Origin of the sequence: Bifidobacterium saguini DSM 23967 (assembly GCF_000741715.1) — a bacterium.
GTDB lineage: Bacteria > Actinomycetota > Actinomycetes > Actinomycetales > Bifidobacteriaceae > Bifidobacterium > Bifidobacterium saguini.
The window spans coordinates 85,533-102,403 of record NZ_JGZN01000004.1 but is presented as its reverse complement, the minus strand read 5'-3'; the positions used below and the strand labels follow the sequence as shown (position 1 = coordinate 102,403).

10 protein-coding genes and 3 pseudogenes are annotated in these 16,871 nt (G+C 55.5%); 9 read left to right on the top strand and 4 right to left on the bottom strand.

What is annotated here, in order from left to right:
* Positions 1-192: 192 nt before the first annotated feature.
* The 3 genes from BISA_RS01975 to BISA_RS01965 all read left to right on the top strand — a co-directional run bounded on the left by BISA_RS01975 (position 193) and on the right by BISA_RS01965 (position 6,509).
* Positions 193-633, top strand: a complete 441-nt coding sequence (locus tag BISA_RS01975) for a hypothetical protein (protein WP_033889900.1) — start codon at positions 193-195, stop codon at positions 631-633.
* On the top strand, positions 576-4,997 hold the full coding sequence (locus BISA_RS01970) for an immunoglobulin-like domain-containing protein (protein WP_033889899.1): 4,422 nt from the start codon (positions 576-578) through the stop codon (positions 4,995-4,997). The genes BISA_RS01975 and BISA_RS01970 overlap by 58 nt, the downstream gene beginning before the upstream one ends.
* Positions 4,998-5,300: 303 nt before the next feature.
* Positions 5,301-6,509: a beta/alpha barrel domain-containing protein gene (locus tag BISA_RS01965; RefSeq protein ID WP_033889966.1), complete on the top strand. Its 1,209-nt coding sequence runs from the start codon at positions 5,301-5,303 to the stop codon at positions 6,507-6,509.
* Between the two features lie 109 nt (positions 6,510-6,618).
* On the opposite strand, the pseudogene BISA_RS01960 reads toward BISA_RS01965, so the two are convergent.
* Positions 6,619-7,080, bottom strand: a pseudogene (locus BISA_RS01960) (FAD-dependent oxidoreductase); the annotation flags it as partial.
* On the opposite strand from BISA_RS01960, the pseudogene infB reads away from it, so the two are divergent.
* The 4 genes and pseudogenes from infB to ribF form a co-directional block, all read left to right on the top strand.
* Positions 7,078-9,087 (top strand): annotated as a pseudogene (gene infB, locus BISA_RS01955) (translation initiation factor IF-2); the annotation flags it as partial. The pseudogenes BISA_RS01960 and infB overlap by 3 nt on opposite strands.
* A 138-nt stretch (positions 9,088-9,225) precedes the next feature.
* A complete protein-coding gene (rbfA, locus tag BISA_RS01950) occupies positions 9,226-9,753 on the top strand; it encodes a 30S ribosome-binding factor RbfA (protein ID WP_033889897.1) in 528 nt (175 codons plus the stop codon).
* Positions 9,754-9,826: 73 nt separating this feature from the next.
* Positions 9,827-10,936: a tRNA pseudouridine(55) synthase TruB gene (truB, locus tag BISA_RS01945; RefSeq protein ID WP_033889896.1), complete on the top strand. Its 1,110-nt coding sequence runs from the start codon at positions 9,827-9,829 to the stop codon at positions 10,934-10,936.
* A 115-nt stretch (positions 10,937-11,051) separates the two neighbouring features.
* On the top strand, positions 11,052-12,239 hold the full coding sequence (ribF, locus tag BISA_RS01940; RefSeq protein ID WP_033889895.1) for a bifunctional riboflavin kinase/FMN adenylyltransferase: 1,188 nt from the start codon (positions 11,052-11,054) through the stop codon (positions 12,237-12,239).
* Positions 12,240-12,306: 67 nt separating this feature from the next.
* Here the strand turns inward: ribF and radA are convergent.
* Positions 12,307-13,790, bottom strand: a pseudogene (radA, locus tag BISA_RS01935) (DNA repair protein RadA).
* A 149-nt stretch (positions 13,791-13,939) separates the two neighbouring features.
* Here radA and BISA_RS01930 point away from each other — a divergent pair.
* On the top strand, positions 13,940-14,569 hold the full coding sequence (locus BISA_RS01930; RefSeq protein WP_033889894.1) for a hypothetical protein: 630 nt from the start codon (positions 13,940-13,942) through the stop codon (positions 14,567-14,569).
* Positions 14,570-14,686: 117 nt separating this feature from the next.
* Positions 14,687-14,776 carry a 30S ribosomal protein bS22 gene (locus BISA_RS12445; RefSeq protein ID WP_004268639.1) on the top strand — a complete coding sequence of 30 codons (90 nt, stop codon included), beginning with the start codon at positions 14,687-14,689 and terminating at the stop codon, positions 14,774-14,776.
* Positions 14,777-14,934: 158 nt separating this feature from the next.
* Here BISA_RS12445 and rpiA read toward each other — a convergent pair whose 3' ends face one another.
* Positions 14,935-15,633 carry a ribose-5-phosphate isomerase RpiA gene (gene rpiA / locus BISA_RS01925; protein WP_033889892.1) on the bottom strand — a complete coding sequence of 233 codons (699 nt, stop codon included), beginning with the start codon at positions 15,631-15,633 and terminating at the stop codon, positions 14,935-14,937.
* 190 nt (positions 15,634-15,823) lie between these two features.
* A complete protein-coding gene (locus BISA_RS01920) occupies positions 15,824-16,735 on the bottom strand; it encodes a ribonuclease H family protein (protein ID WP_033889890.1) in 912 nt (303 codons plus the stop codon).
* Positions 16,736-16,871 lie beyond the last annotated feature (136 nt).

Here is a 16,871-nt window from a genome sequence, read left to right as displayed (position 1 = left end):
AACGAACTCGTTTGTATCATGCATGCTAATTATCGGCGGTAAGCCTCGCAAACCCTTGGAATTCTTGGGATTCGCTGGAAAAACATCCGTAAAAGGGGGTATTGTGCTTTCTTAGGAGAGTATTCAAATCGTTCTCCGGCTCGGATGCGGGGATGTGTGTACGCGTAGTGGCGGAGAAGAGGGGATTCCGCCATGACAATAACCAAGAAAATAGTGGGTGTGCTGGCCGCGGCTGCGACTGTGCTCACCTTGGGCGTGACGGCGCTGACCGCCAATGCCGCTGACAGTGTCGGCTCTGATGCCAACGCCACTGCAAATGTGAAACAATCATTGCAATATTTGCAGCAGCTCAATGATTTGCGCGCGCGTACCGATCGCACACCGCTGACCGCGCAGCAGATTGCAGACGCACAAAATGCTGATAATAAAGCCGGCATGACTGCTAGCCAGATTGCTGACGATACCGCGGATGGTGCGGCTGTTCCAGCGCTCAAGGTCAACAATGACCTTATGAAATGGGCCCAGACTCGTGCCAACGAATTGGTCGCTAAGGGCGCTTGGACGGTCACGCCAATATGTACAACGGTGCTCCGAGCTGGTATGCGCACGTTGAGAACACGGATTATAACCTGACACACTCCTCCAAGTATCAGAGCGGAACCTACTTCTTCGGTCCCGAAGCGTTGGCGTTGTCGTGGTCGAGTGCTGGTGGATTAACCGGTAATGCAGTCGATGCTTGGTATTCCGAGTTGTCCGCACAGCCAGGGAATAAGCGCCAGGGTTACGGTCATTATCTGACCGAGGTCAGCCCGCTGGCGGATATCGCTGGTATTGGCGTGGCTGTCAAGAACGGTTTCACCATTACTGTGCTTGAAATCGGCAACAGTTATCAGGGCGGATCCGTAACCGGTAAGAACCAGACCGTTGACGAGGCGTTGGCTGCGCTGGGCGGCGACCAAGAGCCTACCCAGCCGAGCGGTGACGTGGCCATCAACGAGACCAACTTCCCTGATGCCCATGTACGTCAGACGTTGAGCTCATACTCTTATGATCCCAATCAAGATGGTGTTCTGAGCAAGGACGAGCTGAACAACATCAACTATCTGTATCTTGATACAGTCTCCTCCCTCAAGGGTCTCGAGTTACTGCCCAAACTGAGTGCACTGAATGTGTATGACGGTTCCTTTGACTCGTTTGATTTCGCATCATTCCCAGCATTGACAAGTCTGACGCTCGCCAACACTGGCGTCACGCAATTGTCGGTGCCGGCCACGCTTCAGCAGCTGTCTGTGGGCGGCGAACAATCGATTGATTTGGACTTGACTCAGGCAACTGGACTCACCTCTTTAAGCATCAACGGTTGGGACAAGACAACATTGCCGAACCTCCCCAACCCGCAGAAGTTGGATGATTTGTCGGTGCGCGAGGCGAAGAACCTGCAGTCTGCTGATTTGTCAAGCTACACGGGATTGACTTCCTTGGCGCTGTCTGGAGATACCAGACTGAAGTCTCTGAAACTGAATGACAAGGCTGACCTGGTTCGACTGCTGCTGTACGGAGTGCCGGCAGACGTGAACCAGTTGGGTCTCGGCAAGTACACCAATTTGATTATTTTGGACTTGGGCGGCACCAATGTCAATGAATCCACATTGGCCTCGGTGAAAAGCAGCAAGCTTCAGCAGCTTGGTCTGGGCAACACCAAGATTACAAGCCTGAGCAAGTTCACTGGAACTGCACGCACGGTGATTCTTGGTGGCAACGGTATCGCTGATAATCAAGCGAATGGTATTGTCTCCGGTTTGACAGGAAGCAATATTTCTGGTGTTGATTTGTCCGATAACGATATTCGCAACATCACTATTCCTGAGAACGCCAAGTTTGATTCACTCAACTTGAATGGCAACAAGCTGACCTCGCTCAATATCCCGAGTTCGGTAACTCCTCGCAGTGAGGGAGAGTACACCTCCAGCTATGTGGATCTGTCCGGCAACCCGTTGCTGGCGGTGAATGCCAACGGCAACAACAAGGGTCTGTCTTTGACCGCTTTTGCAGGATACCAGGCATCCACGCAGCATCCGATCGCCGAGGGCATGGGTGGCGTTGAAGAAACGCCGCAGGCCATTGAAGCCGAACCATATACCGGCACTTACGACGAAGCCACTGGCAGCTTCAATCTCAAGAGCGTGGTTCCTTGGATCGATGCCTCTAAGATCAGCAACGTGGCAGGCGCCAAGCTTGACGGCACCAAGCTTACCGGTCTGACCGGTGAAGCGACGGTGACGTATTACTACGACATGAATCTGAAGCCGAAGAACAACAACAGTGGCGTTATCGATCATCTGAAGGCCACGTTGAAGCTGAGCCCGAAGTCCGCTCCGAAGGACACTGTCGCTCCGGTGCTTTCCGGCGTGAAGAAGGATGTGTCTTTGACGGTGGGCGATGCTTTCGACCCGAAGTCCGGCGTAACTGCTGCTGATGATGTGGACGGTGACCTGACTTCCGGCATCGCCATCGATCTTGGTGGCCTGGTGCTGAACAACGGCAAGGTTGCCAACAGCGGCGTCTTCACGGTGACTTACACGGTCGCGGATAAGGCCGGTAATACCGCCACGGCAACTACCAAGGTGACGGTTAAGACCAATACCAAGGCGTTGCAAGCAGCTGTTGATGCAGCAACCAAGCTTGACCAGTACCAGTACACCGCCGATACGTGGGCTGCTTTCACCGCGGCTCTTCAGTCAGCTCAGGATACGCTGGCCAATGCTGCCGCTTCCCAGTCTGACTTGGATGCAGCCCAAGCCAAGTTGGCTCAAGCACAGGGCGCGTTGGCAAAGGACACCACTGCTCCAGTCATTTCCGGTGCTGATAACACTACAGTTGACTTTGGCGCAACCTTCGATCCGAAGGCCGATGTGACTGCTACCGATGATGTTTCCGGCGATTTGACTGATTCCATTGTGATTACCGGCTCAGTGAACACCACTGTGGCTGGCCAATACACGCTGACCTACACGGTTTCTGATAAGGCTGGCAACAAGGCCGAAGCCGAGCGTGTAATCACTGTGAGCGAGAAGCCAGACACCACCAAGCCGGTGTTCTCCGGTGTGGAAGATGCCTCGGTCAAGGTCGGTGGCACCTTCGATCCGAAGGCTGGTGTGACCGCATCCGATGACAAGGACGGTGACCTGACTGATTCCATCGTGATTACTGGCACTGTGGATACCAATACGGTTGGCGACTACACGCTGACTTATGCGGTTTCCGACAAGGCTGGCAATACCGCCACTGTGGTACGTAAGGTTTCCGTGACCGCATCTGACACTGCCGCTTTGCAGAAGGCTGTGAATGCGGCTGCCGATTTGCAGGAATCTGATTACGCTGCAGACGGTTGGGCCGAGTTCGCTGCCGCTCGCAAGAATGCGCAAGACGTGCTGGCCAACAAGAACGCCACTCAGTCCCAAGTTGACAAGGCTGCCGCGCGTTTGACCGCTGCGCAGAAGGCCTTGAAGAAGCTCGACAAGACCAAGCCGGTGATTAAGGGTGCCGACGATGTGACCATCGCCGTGGGCGACGCTTTTGATCCGAAGGCTGGCGTGACTGCTTCTGATGATGTGGACGGTGATTTGACCGCGTCCATTGTGATCACCGGTTCGGTGGATGCCACTACGGACGGCGTGTACGAGCTGACCTACACCGTGTCTGACAAGTCCGGCAACAAAGCAACGGTGACTCGCAAGGTCACTGTCAAGCCGAGTGCTGACGCTTTGAAGCAGGCTGTGGAAGACGCTGGCAAGCTCAACGAGAACGACTACACCACGGATTCGTGGAAGACTTTCGCTGATGCACTTGCCAAGGCTCAGGCCGTGTTGAAGCAGCCTGACGCTACTCAGGCCGAAATTAACGCTGCTCTGAAGGCGCTTAATGATGCACAATCCAAGCTGGTCAAGGACGTCACCAAGCCTGAGTTCGCCGGTGTGGAAGACACTGAAGTTGCCTTCGGTGCAGCGTTTGATGCCAAGGCCGGCGTGACCGCTAAGGATGACGTTTCTGGCGATTTGACCGCTAAGATTGTCGTCACCGGTTCGGTGGATGTGAATAAGGCTGGTGTGTATGAGGTTACTTACACGGTTTCCGATAAGGCCGGCAATACCGCTACCGTTGTGCGCAAGGTGACCGTTAAGGCCGCTGATCGCACTGGTTTGGACGCTGCTATTGCCGCCGCTCAGACGCTTGACCAGTACCAGTACACGAAGGAATCGTGGGCTGCTCTGACCAAGGCGTTGACTGAGGCCATCAAGGTGAATGGTAACGCTCAGTCCACGCAGGCTGCCATCGATGCCGCGGCCAAGAAGCTTGCCGATGCCCAGGCTGCACTCGCGAAGGACGAGACTAAGCCGCTCTTCTCCGGTGTGGATGATGTCACACTGAACTACGGTGACAGCTTCGACGCCAAGGCTGGTGTGCTGGCTTGGGATGAAGTCTCCGGCGACTTGAGCGGTGCCGTTACCATTGCTGGTGCCGTGGACACCAAGACGGCTGGTACCTATGAGCTGACCTATACGGTTACCGATAAGGCTGGTAATACCGCCACCGTGATTCGTAAGGTCACGGTGAAGTCTGCCAAGGACGGCTTGCAGCAGGCGGTTGATTCTGCCAACAAGCTCAACAAGGGTGATTACACGGCCGATTCGTGGAAGCAGTTCGAGCAGGCTCGCGATAATGCCAGCAAGGTGTTGAGCGACCCGAACTCCACTGAATCTGAGCGCTTCGCAGCTCAGCAGCAGCTGGATGAGGTAATGGGCAAGCTCCAGAAGAAGACGCCTTCTGATGGCAACACTGACAATAAGGGTGAACTGAGCAAGGGCGATTCCAAGAAGAATCAGTCCAAGAATCCGTTGACGGATACCGGTTCGTCTGTGGTGTACATCCTGTTGGCTGTGGCTGTGCTGGTGGCCGCCGCTGTAGTACTGCTGGCTGCGCGTCGCCATCGTGAGTAGCAAGTGAGGTATTGAGACCGCCTGCGATTTCAGCAGCGGTCTCAATCCGAACCAGGCGATAGTTGAAAGCCCGTTCCTGTTTTTGTATGCAGGAGCGGGCTTTTCGCTATGCCATGCCGGTTAAAATGGCCTCTTATTGTAGTTGACTGTAGGGTTTTGAACACTGACTGTCGGATTTCTAACGTATTTCGTTCAAAAACCTACAGTCAGTGTGCAAAACCCTACAGTCGGTGTTGAAAATCCGACAGTCAAATGGGCGATGGTGGGCGGTGTGGCGTTCGCTGTATGGCTTATCGTTGGAATATGAGTGATTTTGAGCCGTTTTACGATGTGAACCGCACATATGAAGACAACTATGCCGACGGCCCGTTTGGCGCGTTTGCTGATGTGCTGAAGAAGGACGAAACTCCATCAGGCCGTGTGGCTGGTAGCTCCCCCTATAAGGGAGAGGTGGAGAAGGATGACGTTGCCTCTGGTCCCAGGATGATGGAGGCAAGCGGCACCTACTCTGATTACGGAGAACTGGGTGCACATGGCGAGTCATTCCTAGGCCAGCCGGTAAATTTGGCATTCGGTATTCCGGCAGGGCCGCTGCTTAACAGCCGCTATACTACGGCGGCCTTCCGTATGGGCTTTGATTTGGCCACCTATAAAACCGTGCGCTCGCGTGCGTGGGGCTGCAACCCGTTCCCGAACGTATTGGCTGTGCATCCTGCTTCCGCAGATGGTTCGCTCACTCCGGGGAGCGCGGAATTAGATGAAGGTGTACTGGCTGATACCAATTACGAGCAGCCGATTTCCATCTCCAATAGTTTTGGTGTGCCCTCCCAGGGGCCTGATGTATGGCAGCCGGATATGCGTGCGGCCATTGCGGCCGCCGGGCCGGGCCAGATTTTGGTGCCGAGCTTCCAAGGCTCGCGTGTGGAAGGCATGAGCGAAGAGGACTACATCGCCGATCATGCAACCACCGCACGGTTGGTCAAGGAAACTGGCGCAAAGCTGATGGTGATGAACACCAGCTGCCCGAATGAGGGGCACAACCGTTTGTTGTGCCATAATCCATTGCTCGTTGGCCGTATTACCGAAGCCGTGAAGAATGAGATCGGTGATACGCCGCTGATAATTAAGCTGGCATTCATTCCGAGTGACGATGATCTTGAACTGATGGTGCGTTCCACCGTGGGCCGTGGCACGGTTCAGGGCTTCAGCACGATTAACACGATTTCCGCGAAGCTTGTGGACAAGAATGGTAATCAGGCGTTGCCTGGCGTTGGCCGTGATCGCTCCGGTGTGTGCGGTAGTGCAATTCGTGGAGCTGGACTTGACATGGTGCGCCGATTGGCTGCACTGCACGAACGTCTGGGTCTTGATTTTGCAATCAATGGCGTGGGCGGCGTGGTTTCGCCTGCTGATTATCAAGCCTATAAGGCAGCCGGCGCAGATTCGGTGATGTCCGCTACTGGAGCCATGTGGGATGCTGAATTGGCTCGTAAGATTAAGTCGAGTTTATAAGTCTTGGATGCGTAATCTTTATAGTTTGCCCCAGCTGAAGTCCTTACGGCTGGGGCAAACTCGTTTTACAAGGGGCTGATTTGGGTGATATTGGAATATCCCGCGTGAGCTACGCTTCGGCGGCGGCCTTCATTGCCACGGCGCCGACGTAGTAGACCGGCTTGTCGAAGTTCGGCTGGAACAAGAAGTCCACGTTAGCCAACTGGTCGATGGTGAAGCCGGCCTGAATCGCCATCGAAATCACATTGGCAGCGCCGGAAATGTCGGCCTTGGAGCAGAACTGGCCGCCCTTGACCTTACGGGTTTCCGGATCCCAAGTGAGAATCGAGGTGACCGGTGTGGTGGTGAGCATGAAGTCCGGGCGGTAGTCCTCGGTGAGCTCGGTTTCGTGCACGGTAAGGCCGCGGCGTTCGGCGCCGGCCTTGGTGAGCCCCGAGGCGGCTAACGACAGATCGTAGAGCTGCACGGCGGAAGTAGCCTGCGTGCCCATGTACTTCACGGTCGGCTTCTCGATATTGCGGCCCACGAGAAGACCCTGACGAACCGCGTTGGTGGCCAGTGGAATGTAGTCGGTGGCAACAACTTCCAGGGCGGCGGTGCTCCGAGCAACGGTCCCGCACGCGGTGGCGGCCGCGGTGGTCGCGGCGGTGCTGCAGGTGCATTCGGCCGTCAGGGCGGTAAGTCCTCCAAGGCTCGTAAGAACCGTCTGGCAAAGCGTCAGGAATATGAGGAGCTGAAAGCACCGACCATTGGCGGCGTTCGCATTCCGAACGGCAATGGTCAGGTTATTCGTCTGCGTCAGGGTGCTTCTCTGGCTGATTTGGCCGAGAAGATCAACGTCAATCAGGCTGCCCTGGTGACCGTGCTCTTCCACTTGGGCCAGATGGCTACCGCTACCCAGTCACTGGATGAAGAGACTTTCCAGATTCTGGGCGATGAGATCGGTTGGAAGATTCAGCTGGTTTCCGCTGAGGAAGAGGATAAGGAGCTGCTCCAGCAGTTTGACATCAACCTTGATGAGGAAGAACTGCAGGATGATAAGGATCTGAAGCCTCGTCCGCCGGTTGTCACCGTTATGGGCCATGTCGATCACGGTAAGACCCGACTGCTGGATACTATCCGTAAGACCAACGTCATCGCACGCGAGGCCGGTGGTATTACCCAGCGCATCGGTGCATATCAGGTTACGGTGGATCTTGACGGCGAAGCCCGCAAGATTACCTTCCTCGATACCCCTGGCCACGAAGCATTCACCGCAATGCGTGCCCGTGGTGCAGAGCTCACTGACGTTGCCATCCTTGTGGTTGCCGCTGACGATGGTGTGATGCCTCAGACCGTTGAGGCCATCAACCACGCTCAGGCAGCTAAGGTGCCGATTGTCGTGGCTGTGAACAAGATCGATGTGCCTGGCGCCAACCCTGATAAGGTTCGCGGTCAGCTCACTGAGTTCGGTTTGGTTCCGGAAGAATACGGTGGCGACACCATGTTCGTCGACATTTCCGCCAAACAGAACATCAACGTGGACAAGCTCCTCGAAGCTGTGCTGCTCACGGCCGATGCAGAGCTCGATCTTCGTGCCAATCCGAACATGGACGCCCGTGGTGCCACCGTCGAAGCCCGACTCGACAAGGGTCGTGGTGCTGTGGCCACTGTGCTGGTTCAGCAGGGTACGCTGCACGTTGGCGATGCCATCGTGGCCGGCACCTCCTACGGCCGCGTCCGTGCCATGCTCGACGAGAATGGTCACACGATGGAGGCCGCAGGTCCGTCCACACCTGTTCAGGTGCTTGGCCTGACTTCCGTGCCTACCGCAGGCGATCTCTTCCTCGTGGCTTCTGATGATCGTGCGGCCCGCCAGATTGCTGAGAAGCGTCAGGCTACCGAGCGCGCCGCCCAGCTGGCGAAGCGCCGCAAGGTCGTTTCCCTCGAGGACTTCAAGAAGAAGTTCGCCGAGTCCGAGATTGACATGCTCAACATCGTCATCAAGGGTGATTCCTCCGGTTCCGTCGAGGCGCTGGAAGATTCCTTGATGAAGATCGAGGTGTCCGACGAAGTCGGCATCCAGGTTATCCACCGCGGCGTTGGTGCGATTACCCAGAACGATGTCAACCTGGCTACGGTCGACAAGGCTGTTATCATCGGCTTCAACGTGCGTCCGAACCGTCAGGTTGCCGATCTTGCCGAGCGCGAGGGCGTGGAAATCAAGTACTACTCGGTTATCTACCGCGCAATCGAAGACATCGAAGCATCCCTCAAGGGCATGCTCAAGCCGGAATACGAAGAGGTTGTCACCTCTCACTCCGAGATTCGCGAGATCTTCCGCTCCTCCAAGTTCGGCAACATCGCCGGCGTTATGGTGCAGGACGGCGAGGTCAAGCGTGGTACGAAGTGCCGTATTCTGCGCAATGGCGTTGCCACCGTCAACGATCTCGAGATCTCCTCGCTGCGTCGCTTCAAGGACGATGTCCAGTCCGTCAAGGAAGGCTACGAGGCCGGTATCAACCTCGGTACCTTCAACGACATCGAACTTGGCGACATCATCGAGACCTTCGAGATGCGCGAGGTTGAACGCAAGTAGTTCATGATGCGTATAGGCCCCCTCTGACCGAGGGGGCTGTCAGCCGCAGGCAGGTTGAGGAGAAGTTTCCCTCAATTTTGCCTACGTTCGGCAGCCCTCCTCGATCAGAGGGGGTCAAATTATTGAAAGGAAACCCTTATGGCAGGAACCAACCCCCGTGCCGCACGCATTGCAGCGTTGATTCAGCGCGTTGTAGCCTCCTCCATCGAGCGTGAGCTGCATGATAAGCGTCTGACCAACATCACCGTCACCGAAGTGCGTGTGACCAACGATTTGCAGATCGCCAAGATTTACTGGACTCAGCTCGGCCACGAAGGCAAGGAAGCAGGAGAACGCAAGCGCGCTCAGCAGGCTCTTGACCAAGCCAAAGGCCATCTGCGTTCCCTGGTCGGTCACAAAGCTGGCTTGCGTCTGACCCCGCAGCTGCAGTTCGTGTTCGATGAAGTGCCCGGTGAGGCTCACGAGATCGAAGATATTCTGGCTTTGGCTCGCAAGCGTGATGAGGAACTCGCAAAGGCTCGCGCCACCGCCCAGTACGCCGGTGATGCCGACCCATACAAGCACGACGATGAGCCCGAAGACGATTCGAACTTCGAAGACGACTTTGATTCCGATGATGATGCGGACGACTTCGAGGACGATTCCGTGGACTCCTCTGAAGAATAAACTGTCAACCCAGCCGAAGGCGAAGAACACCATAGCGAGCGGAAGCTCACCTCTGTTCTTGCGAAGGAGAACCATGCCACAATCCACTCCATCCGGCCTGCTTATTATTGACAAGCCGCAGGGTGTGACCAGTTTTGATGCGGTGGCCGCAGTACGTGGCGCACTGCATATCAAAAAAGTAGGCCATGCGGGCACGCTTGACCCTATGGCCACTGGTGCGTTGGTGATTGCATTCGGTCATGCTACGCGCTTATTGAACGCGATTGTGGCACACGATAAAACCTATGAGGCTACGATTCGCCTTGGCCTCGGTACCACTACCGATGATGCCGAAGGCGAATTGGTGCACGCGGCTACTTCTACCGATGTGCAAGGTCTTACCGAATCAGTGATTCGTGAGACTATTGCGAGTCGCTTCACAGGGGATATTGAACAAGTACCGAATACCTTCTCCGCTATCAAAATCGATGGCAAGCGAGCTTACGATTTGGCTCGCGAAGGCAAGGATGTAGAGCTGAAAGCCAGGCCGGTGACGATAGGCGAATTTACAGTTTTGGCCGTTCGCCGAGGCTTCGTGCCGGGCAGGTGTGCTGGTGAACCGCTTGTACAAGCCGGGACGAACATGCCTTCCGACATGGTTCCGGTAATGGATGTTGATGTTCGAGTCAGCTGTTCGTCCGGCACATATATCCGTGCGCTGGCCCGTGACCTAGGCGCCGAACTTGGCGTAGGCGGACATTTGACTCGTTTGCGACGTACGCGAGTCGGCAAGTTTGCATTGCCTGATGATACGAGCGGGCTGATTAGCGATACCGCCATGAGTGAGACTCATGCGCATACGATTACTGCTCATACAGAGTCGAAAACATTCACCACTCGCGAAGGTGAAACCATTGCACGCAATAAATGTGTATTGGACACTCCCGTTGAGTTATCCGGTGTTGATCGCCGCACTTGGTTGCTAGATCATGCTCTGACGATGGAACAAGCCGCTCGAGGCGCTATGCCGGCATTGGACATCACCGCCGAGGAGGCTGCGGAACTGCGATTCGGACGCCGCATCGAGCGCACCATCAGCGAACCTACGGCTGCCATTGTTCCGCAGACTCATGATGTAGTGGCAATTATTGAGCGAGCCAATGCGCATCAGGCGAAGCCCGCTACCGTATTCCCCATCGCGTAAAGTAGACGCGGTTAGTTTGATGCTTCTGACTCCTCCGTATGAGGGGAGCGGTTACGCGGAAGCGTGACTGTACAACATGTACGGCTCAGTTTGAATAAAAGGAATCCTACGAGACATGGAAATTACTTATCTGACTCCGGATGAACAGGGTGAAGTCGCTTGGCCCTCGTTCGACAACGATAAGAAGGCCGTGGTGACGCTCGGCGCGTTCGATGGCATGCATCTAGGGCATCAAGCCGTTATCAAGCGTGTAGTGGAGCTTGCCAAGAAGCATGATTCATTCTCCGTGGTGATTCTTTTTGAGCCGCGCCCGGCTTTTGTACACGGATGGGCAGCCAAGCATGATGGGCAGGAGCCCACGGAGGCCAATATTGATGCCGAAGCCTTGACAAGTGTGCATGAGCGTCTGCAACGTATTGAGCAGCTGGGTGTGGACCATGTGCTCGTGGTCCGTTATACCTTGGCGTTTGCCTCGAAGTCGTACATCTTCTTCCTTGGCCGGCTGGTCGGCAAGCTGGGCATGCGTACATTGGTGCTTGGTCAGGACGCTGCTTTGGGCAAAGACCGTGCAGGCGACATCAAGCATATTGCCAATCTGGCTGCTGGCGCTGGCGTGTTCGAGCTGGATGTGGTGGATGATCGCGGTCCGGGCGAGGTGCGTATTCCTCGTGACTTCAAGCCGCAAATGCCGGCTGAATGGGGGGAGCCGGCCGATCCGCTGGCTGGATTGAGCAAGGCGGAGCGTCGCTCTTGGAGCAAGAAGCATCAGGCCAAGGCCATGCGCGCATGGAGCTCCACCAATGTGCGCTACCTTCTGGCTCATGGCCGTATTCAGGAAGCTAACGCCATTTTGGGTGCGCCTCATGCCATTGAAGGTGAAGTAGTGCATGGCGAAGAGCGTGGCCGTACCATTGGCTTCCCAACTGCGAACCTTGGCACTGATATCGAAGGCTACATTCCCGTGGACGGCGTATATGCCGGCTGGCTGGTGGATTTGGGCGTGGAAAACTCTGATTCCACCGAACAGTCCGAAACCAATGCAACGCCCGAGGAGCAGTCTGCTCGACGTTGGCCGGCCGCCATTTCTATCGGCACCAAGCCCACGTTCAGCGAGAAGACTGGTCTCAACGAACGCGTGGTGGAGTCTTACTGCATCACCGATGACTGGCTGGACCTTTACGGGCACAAGGTGCGCGTGGAATTCACCGGATTCCTCCGCCCACAGGTGAAGTTCGACGGTGCCGACGAACTGGTCGCAGAACTCAAACGCAACGTCGAAGAGACTAAGCGTTTGGTTGCATAGTGAGCATCTTTGTTATCTGGCTCTCCCTCACACATGAGGGGGAGCCTTTACCGTAATAAGAGTGCATCTATTGGGCATGACCGGATGCATCTCTGCTGGTATTGCTTACTTTTTTCACACCCAGTGCTTCCAACGCGTCGGCTAGCGTTCCCGCCTCAATCAACCGAAGCCCATCGATATGCACTGGTTTGCGCAGCGGGGGAATAACCGCCGTGGTAAAACCTAAGCGAGCTGCTTCTCGCAGCCTATATTCCATACGTGGTGCAGGCCTCACCTGACCGGTCAGGGAAATCTCGCCAATCGCGCATGTGGTTTTCGCAATAGGTTTTGCAGTTGCGGCGCTCGCCAGCGCGCTCACAATGGCTAAGTCGGAGCCGGGCTCTTTAGCCTGTCCTCCGGCAATCGTAGATACGTAGAGGTCATTGGCCAGTAGGTTGAGTTTGCTGTGACGATATAACACCGCTGTCAGCATGGCAATACGGCTGGGATCCACGCCATTAACCGCTCTGCGAGGCGTAGGCAGCACTGATTTGGTTACCAATGCCTGCACTTCGATAGGCAAACTACGATGACCGTCGAGCGTGAACGTCACGCAAGTACCTTCTACCGGTGCGGAATCAGTGGTAGAAGGGCCGCCTCCAGACAGGAACAATCCTGATGGATCAGTGACTTCCTCAATACCTTCGCCGCTCATATCAAAGCAGCCGACCTCATCAGTCGGTCCAAAGCGGTTCTTGATTGCGCGCAACATACGAAGCGCAGTTTCACTATCACCTTCAAACTGGCACACCACATCAACCAGATGCTCAAGCGTACGCGGGCCAGCAATAGAACCATCCTTGGTTACATGCCCCACCAAAAACACTGGAATATCCAAGGTTTTGGCAGTATCGATAAGTGCGCTCGCCACTTCGCGCACCTGTGTGGAGCCGCCTGAAATACCATCAACCTCTTGAGAGACAATGGTTTGCGCGGAATCAACAATCACCAAAGCTGGCTTGGTCTGTTCAATCAACCCTAACGCGGTAGCCAAATCAGTGGTGGAGGCCAGCAGCAGATTCGGCTCTACAGCGTTGATGCGTGAGGCGCGAAGTCGAACCTGAGCTTGCGACTCCTCGCCGGAAATATACAGCACGGTGTGCGCCTTGCTGTTATCAGCGTTTGCTACAACTCTGGCCACATTGCCTGCCGTTTGCAGCAGCAGCGTCGATTTGCCGATGCCGGGCTCTCCGGCGATTAATGTCACCGAGCCTGGCACCACGCCGCCGCCAAGCACTCGATCGAACTCACTAAACCCAGTGGATAGCCGCTCCACAGTTTCTGTGCCGATCTCGGTAATAGGCTTTGCTGCCGAACGGGAAGTATCAGCCACGGTGATCGACTGCGTACGCGAGGTACGGCCGGGTGCTGCCGTTTTGGAACCCGCCGCCGGTCGAGCCTCGTGGAATTCCTCCACGGTGCCCCATTGCCCGCACTCAGGCATTTGCCATACCACTTCGAGCCGTTCCACCCGCATTCGGAACATACGTATTGCACAGTTGATTTCGCCATGATTCCACCCTAACGCCGAATATGAGGCGTGGTAAAATTTTTCCCTGCTAGCCGGCCTAGGGAATCAATGTTGCATGAAGATTCCAACAATCGCCGTAACGCTCTTGATATATCGAGCAGCGTCACACGGCTGTGAGAGAATCAAGGGCATGACTAACTCCGAGAATGTTTCGACTACACAATCCCACGGCAAGCTGATCGCAGTCGTCATCGCAGCCGCTGTGGTTATCGTTTTGGCAGTACTTTCGGCGTTCATCTGGCCGGGCTGGGCAATCGTTTCGAAAAACGATACCAACGCTACACAGACCACTCAGCAGCAGTCTACGGATACTGAGCCTACTAAGCCGACCATCGATCCTACTGCTTTGCCGGATGATGCCAGCGAGCTGTTGAAGGCCATGCCGGACAGTGTATTGAACTTTGCTCGTACCAAGGCTGAGGCTTCTACCTCATGGAGCAGTGCTTCCCCTCTTGAGGAATACACGGTGACCTACTCCACTGGGGATACGGCCAAGGATATTACGTTGATTGTGGCCCAGTGGTCCACCGCCGACAATGCCAAGACACAATATGATGCTTTGGCTGCCGCTCAAACTGGCGAAGAACTGGCTTCCGGCAATGTGAAGGTGTCCGGCGACGCAACTGGCTCGTACACCGTCAAGGCTGATGCATCAGATGCTAAGAAAGCTGTGGCCACTTGGCAGAACGATACAGTGGTGTTCCAGGCCAGCGGTAACAAGCAGGCGCTTGAGCGTTTCTACCAGAAGTTCCCGCTGTAAACCCGTCTGATGACTCGCTCAACTACGTTGTGCGCCACACAGGTTTTCTCTGTCTGGCAAGACGTGTACTATAGTGCGAGTTGCAACTTTTACGATTAATCGAAATGGAGGCTTCAGATGGGTTCTGTCATCAAGAAGCGCCGCAAGCGGATGAGCAAGAAGAAGCACCGCAAACTGCTGCGTAAGACCCGCCACCAGCGCAAGTAGTCTTGCTTAGCGATTTAAGGCATTGAAAACCCCGCGAGCCGTTTGGCTGCGGGGTTTCTTTATCTTCCGTCTGCTGTGCCGAGTAATGCAAAGAGCCGCACCTGCATTGTGCAGATGCGGCTCTTTTATGCTGCGTCAGCTATTAGTCAGCGCGCAACTCACTTGTTGGAATTGGTCATCACGCGCGGGCCGTTCGGATCGCCGACGATGACCTTGTCCACCATGTTGAGGAACAGGCCGTGCTCCACCACGCCAACAGTGGTGATGAGGTCCTCGGCCAGCTCCTGCGGGTGATCGATACGATCCAGATGCAGGTCAACCACGAAGTTGTTCTCGTCGGTGCGCACTTCCTTGCCCTCGGCGTCGAGACGCAGCACCGGCTTGTAGCCCTTGGCTTCGAACTTCTTGATGACGTGGCCGGCGCCGAACGGAATCACCTCGACCGGCAGTGGGAACTTGCCGATAGTGTCCACAACCTTGGACTCATCCACAATCCAGACGATCTGGTTGGAGTTGGTGGCCACAATCTTCTCCCACAGCAGGGCAGCGCCGCCGCCCTTGATGCCGTTGAAGTTCTTATCCACTTCGTCGGCACCATCGATGGTGATGTCGATGTGATCCACATCGTCGATGTCCACAATCTTGATGCCATAGCTCTCAGCCTGAGCCTGGGTGCGGCGGGAGGTGGTCACACCGGTGAACTCCAGGCCTTCCTCCTGATGACGGCGGCCGAGCTCATCCACCAGGAACTTCACGGTGGAACCGGTGCCGAGACCGGCGATCATACCATCCTGAATGAGCTTGGCGGCTTCGATGCCGGCGGCCTTCTTCAGCGCGTCCTGCTGAGCCTTATCCATGAGTTGTTCTCCTTTGTTTTCTCTGGGGTCAACCGTATGTATTAACGGTGTAAAGCCTTCCTTCTTATCCTAACGCGGGTGAGCGAATTTGTGCCCTCGTGTCCGTTTCCTATGCGTATGCGTGCGGCTGTGTGATGTGAGATTTATCGCAGAGTCGCGCACATGGCAGCAGATGGACTATCGTATTGCCTTATTTGCGGAAGAACGGCACATTGGTGATGGTGAGGTTACCCTCGCCATCTACATAGCCTTCAATCGCAATGGTGCCAGAGATTGGCATCGGCTGTCCGTTGAAGTACGGGCTGGTCTTTGGCGCGGGGGAGAAGGTCAGGTTGCCGGAGACGGTCAACCCGCTGGGAGAACCTGACGCCGGCGCTATGGGTGTAGCAGATGCGGTGGGACTTGCGCTGCTATTGGCCTCGCCAGCAGTCTCGCTAAAGTCCAAATCTGGTACGCCCTCAGGCTCGCTCAGTAGGTCGGCGATTGATTGCTTTCGTTTGGTCGGTTCCTGTGATTCGGCACTTGCAGAAGGTAATAAGCCGGTTTCAGGTTTACGCAAATCAGCTGCATCAGCCTTGCCATCCAATACCAATTGCACATCAGGCGGCACATCGGTGCCATGCGCATATTCAGAGTTCAGCAGCGACTGCCAGCCTTCAATCGGTAGATATCCATCGCGTGCACCCGATCGGCAATCGCTAGCATAAGTACGAGCCAGCTCGTCCACAAGTTCATTGCCAGCATTGCCGGCATGCCCCTTGACCCATTTGAAATTCACAGGTCCCGGTCTGCGTGAAATCTCAGCGTCAATCGCTTTAATCAGCTCTACATTCTTAACCGGCTTCTTCTGCGAATTCTTCCATCCGTTGCGCTTCCAACCCTTTACCCAAGTGGTGGAGCAGTTAATCGCATACTGCGAATCAGATTCGATGAGCAGCGGCTCGGAACCGGGGTGCGCTCGCAGCGCTTCAAGCACCGCGCACAACTCTCCGATTTGATTGGTGCCGTTTGTGGCTCCGCCTGCATCATAGCCATGCTTGTCATGCTCGTGACCAGGTGTGCCGCCTGCGTTCTTCGCATGGTCGGCCCACGCCCAACCCATTGGGCCATTAGGATTGCCTAAAGCACTTCCGTCTGTGGATACGGTAATAGTCATGTGCCCCACACTATCGCATAGGGCGTCGGACTTTGCAGCTGTTTTGTTGAAGTGACGCACAAACAAGTAAAGGGTTGTTGGA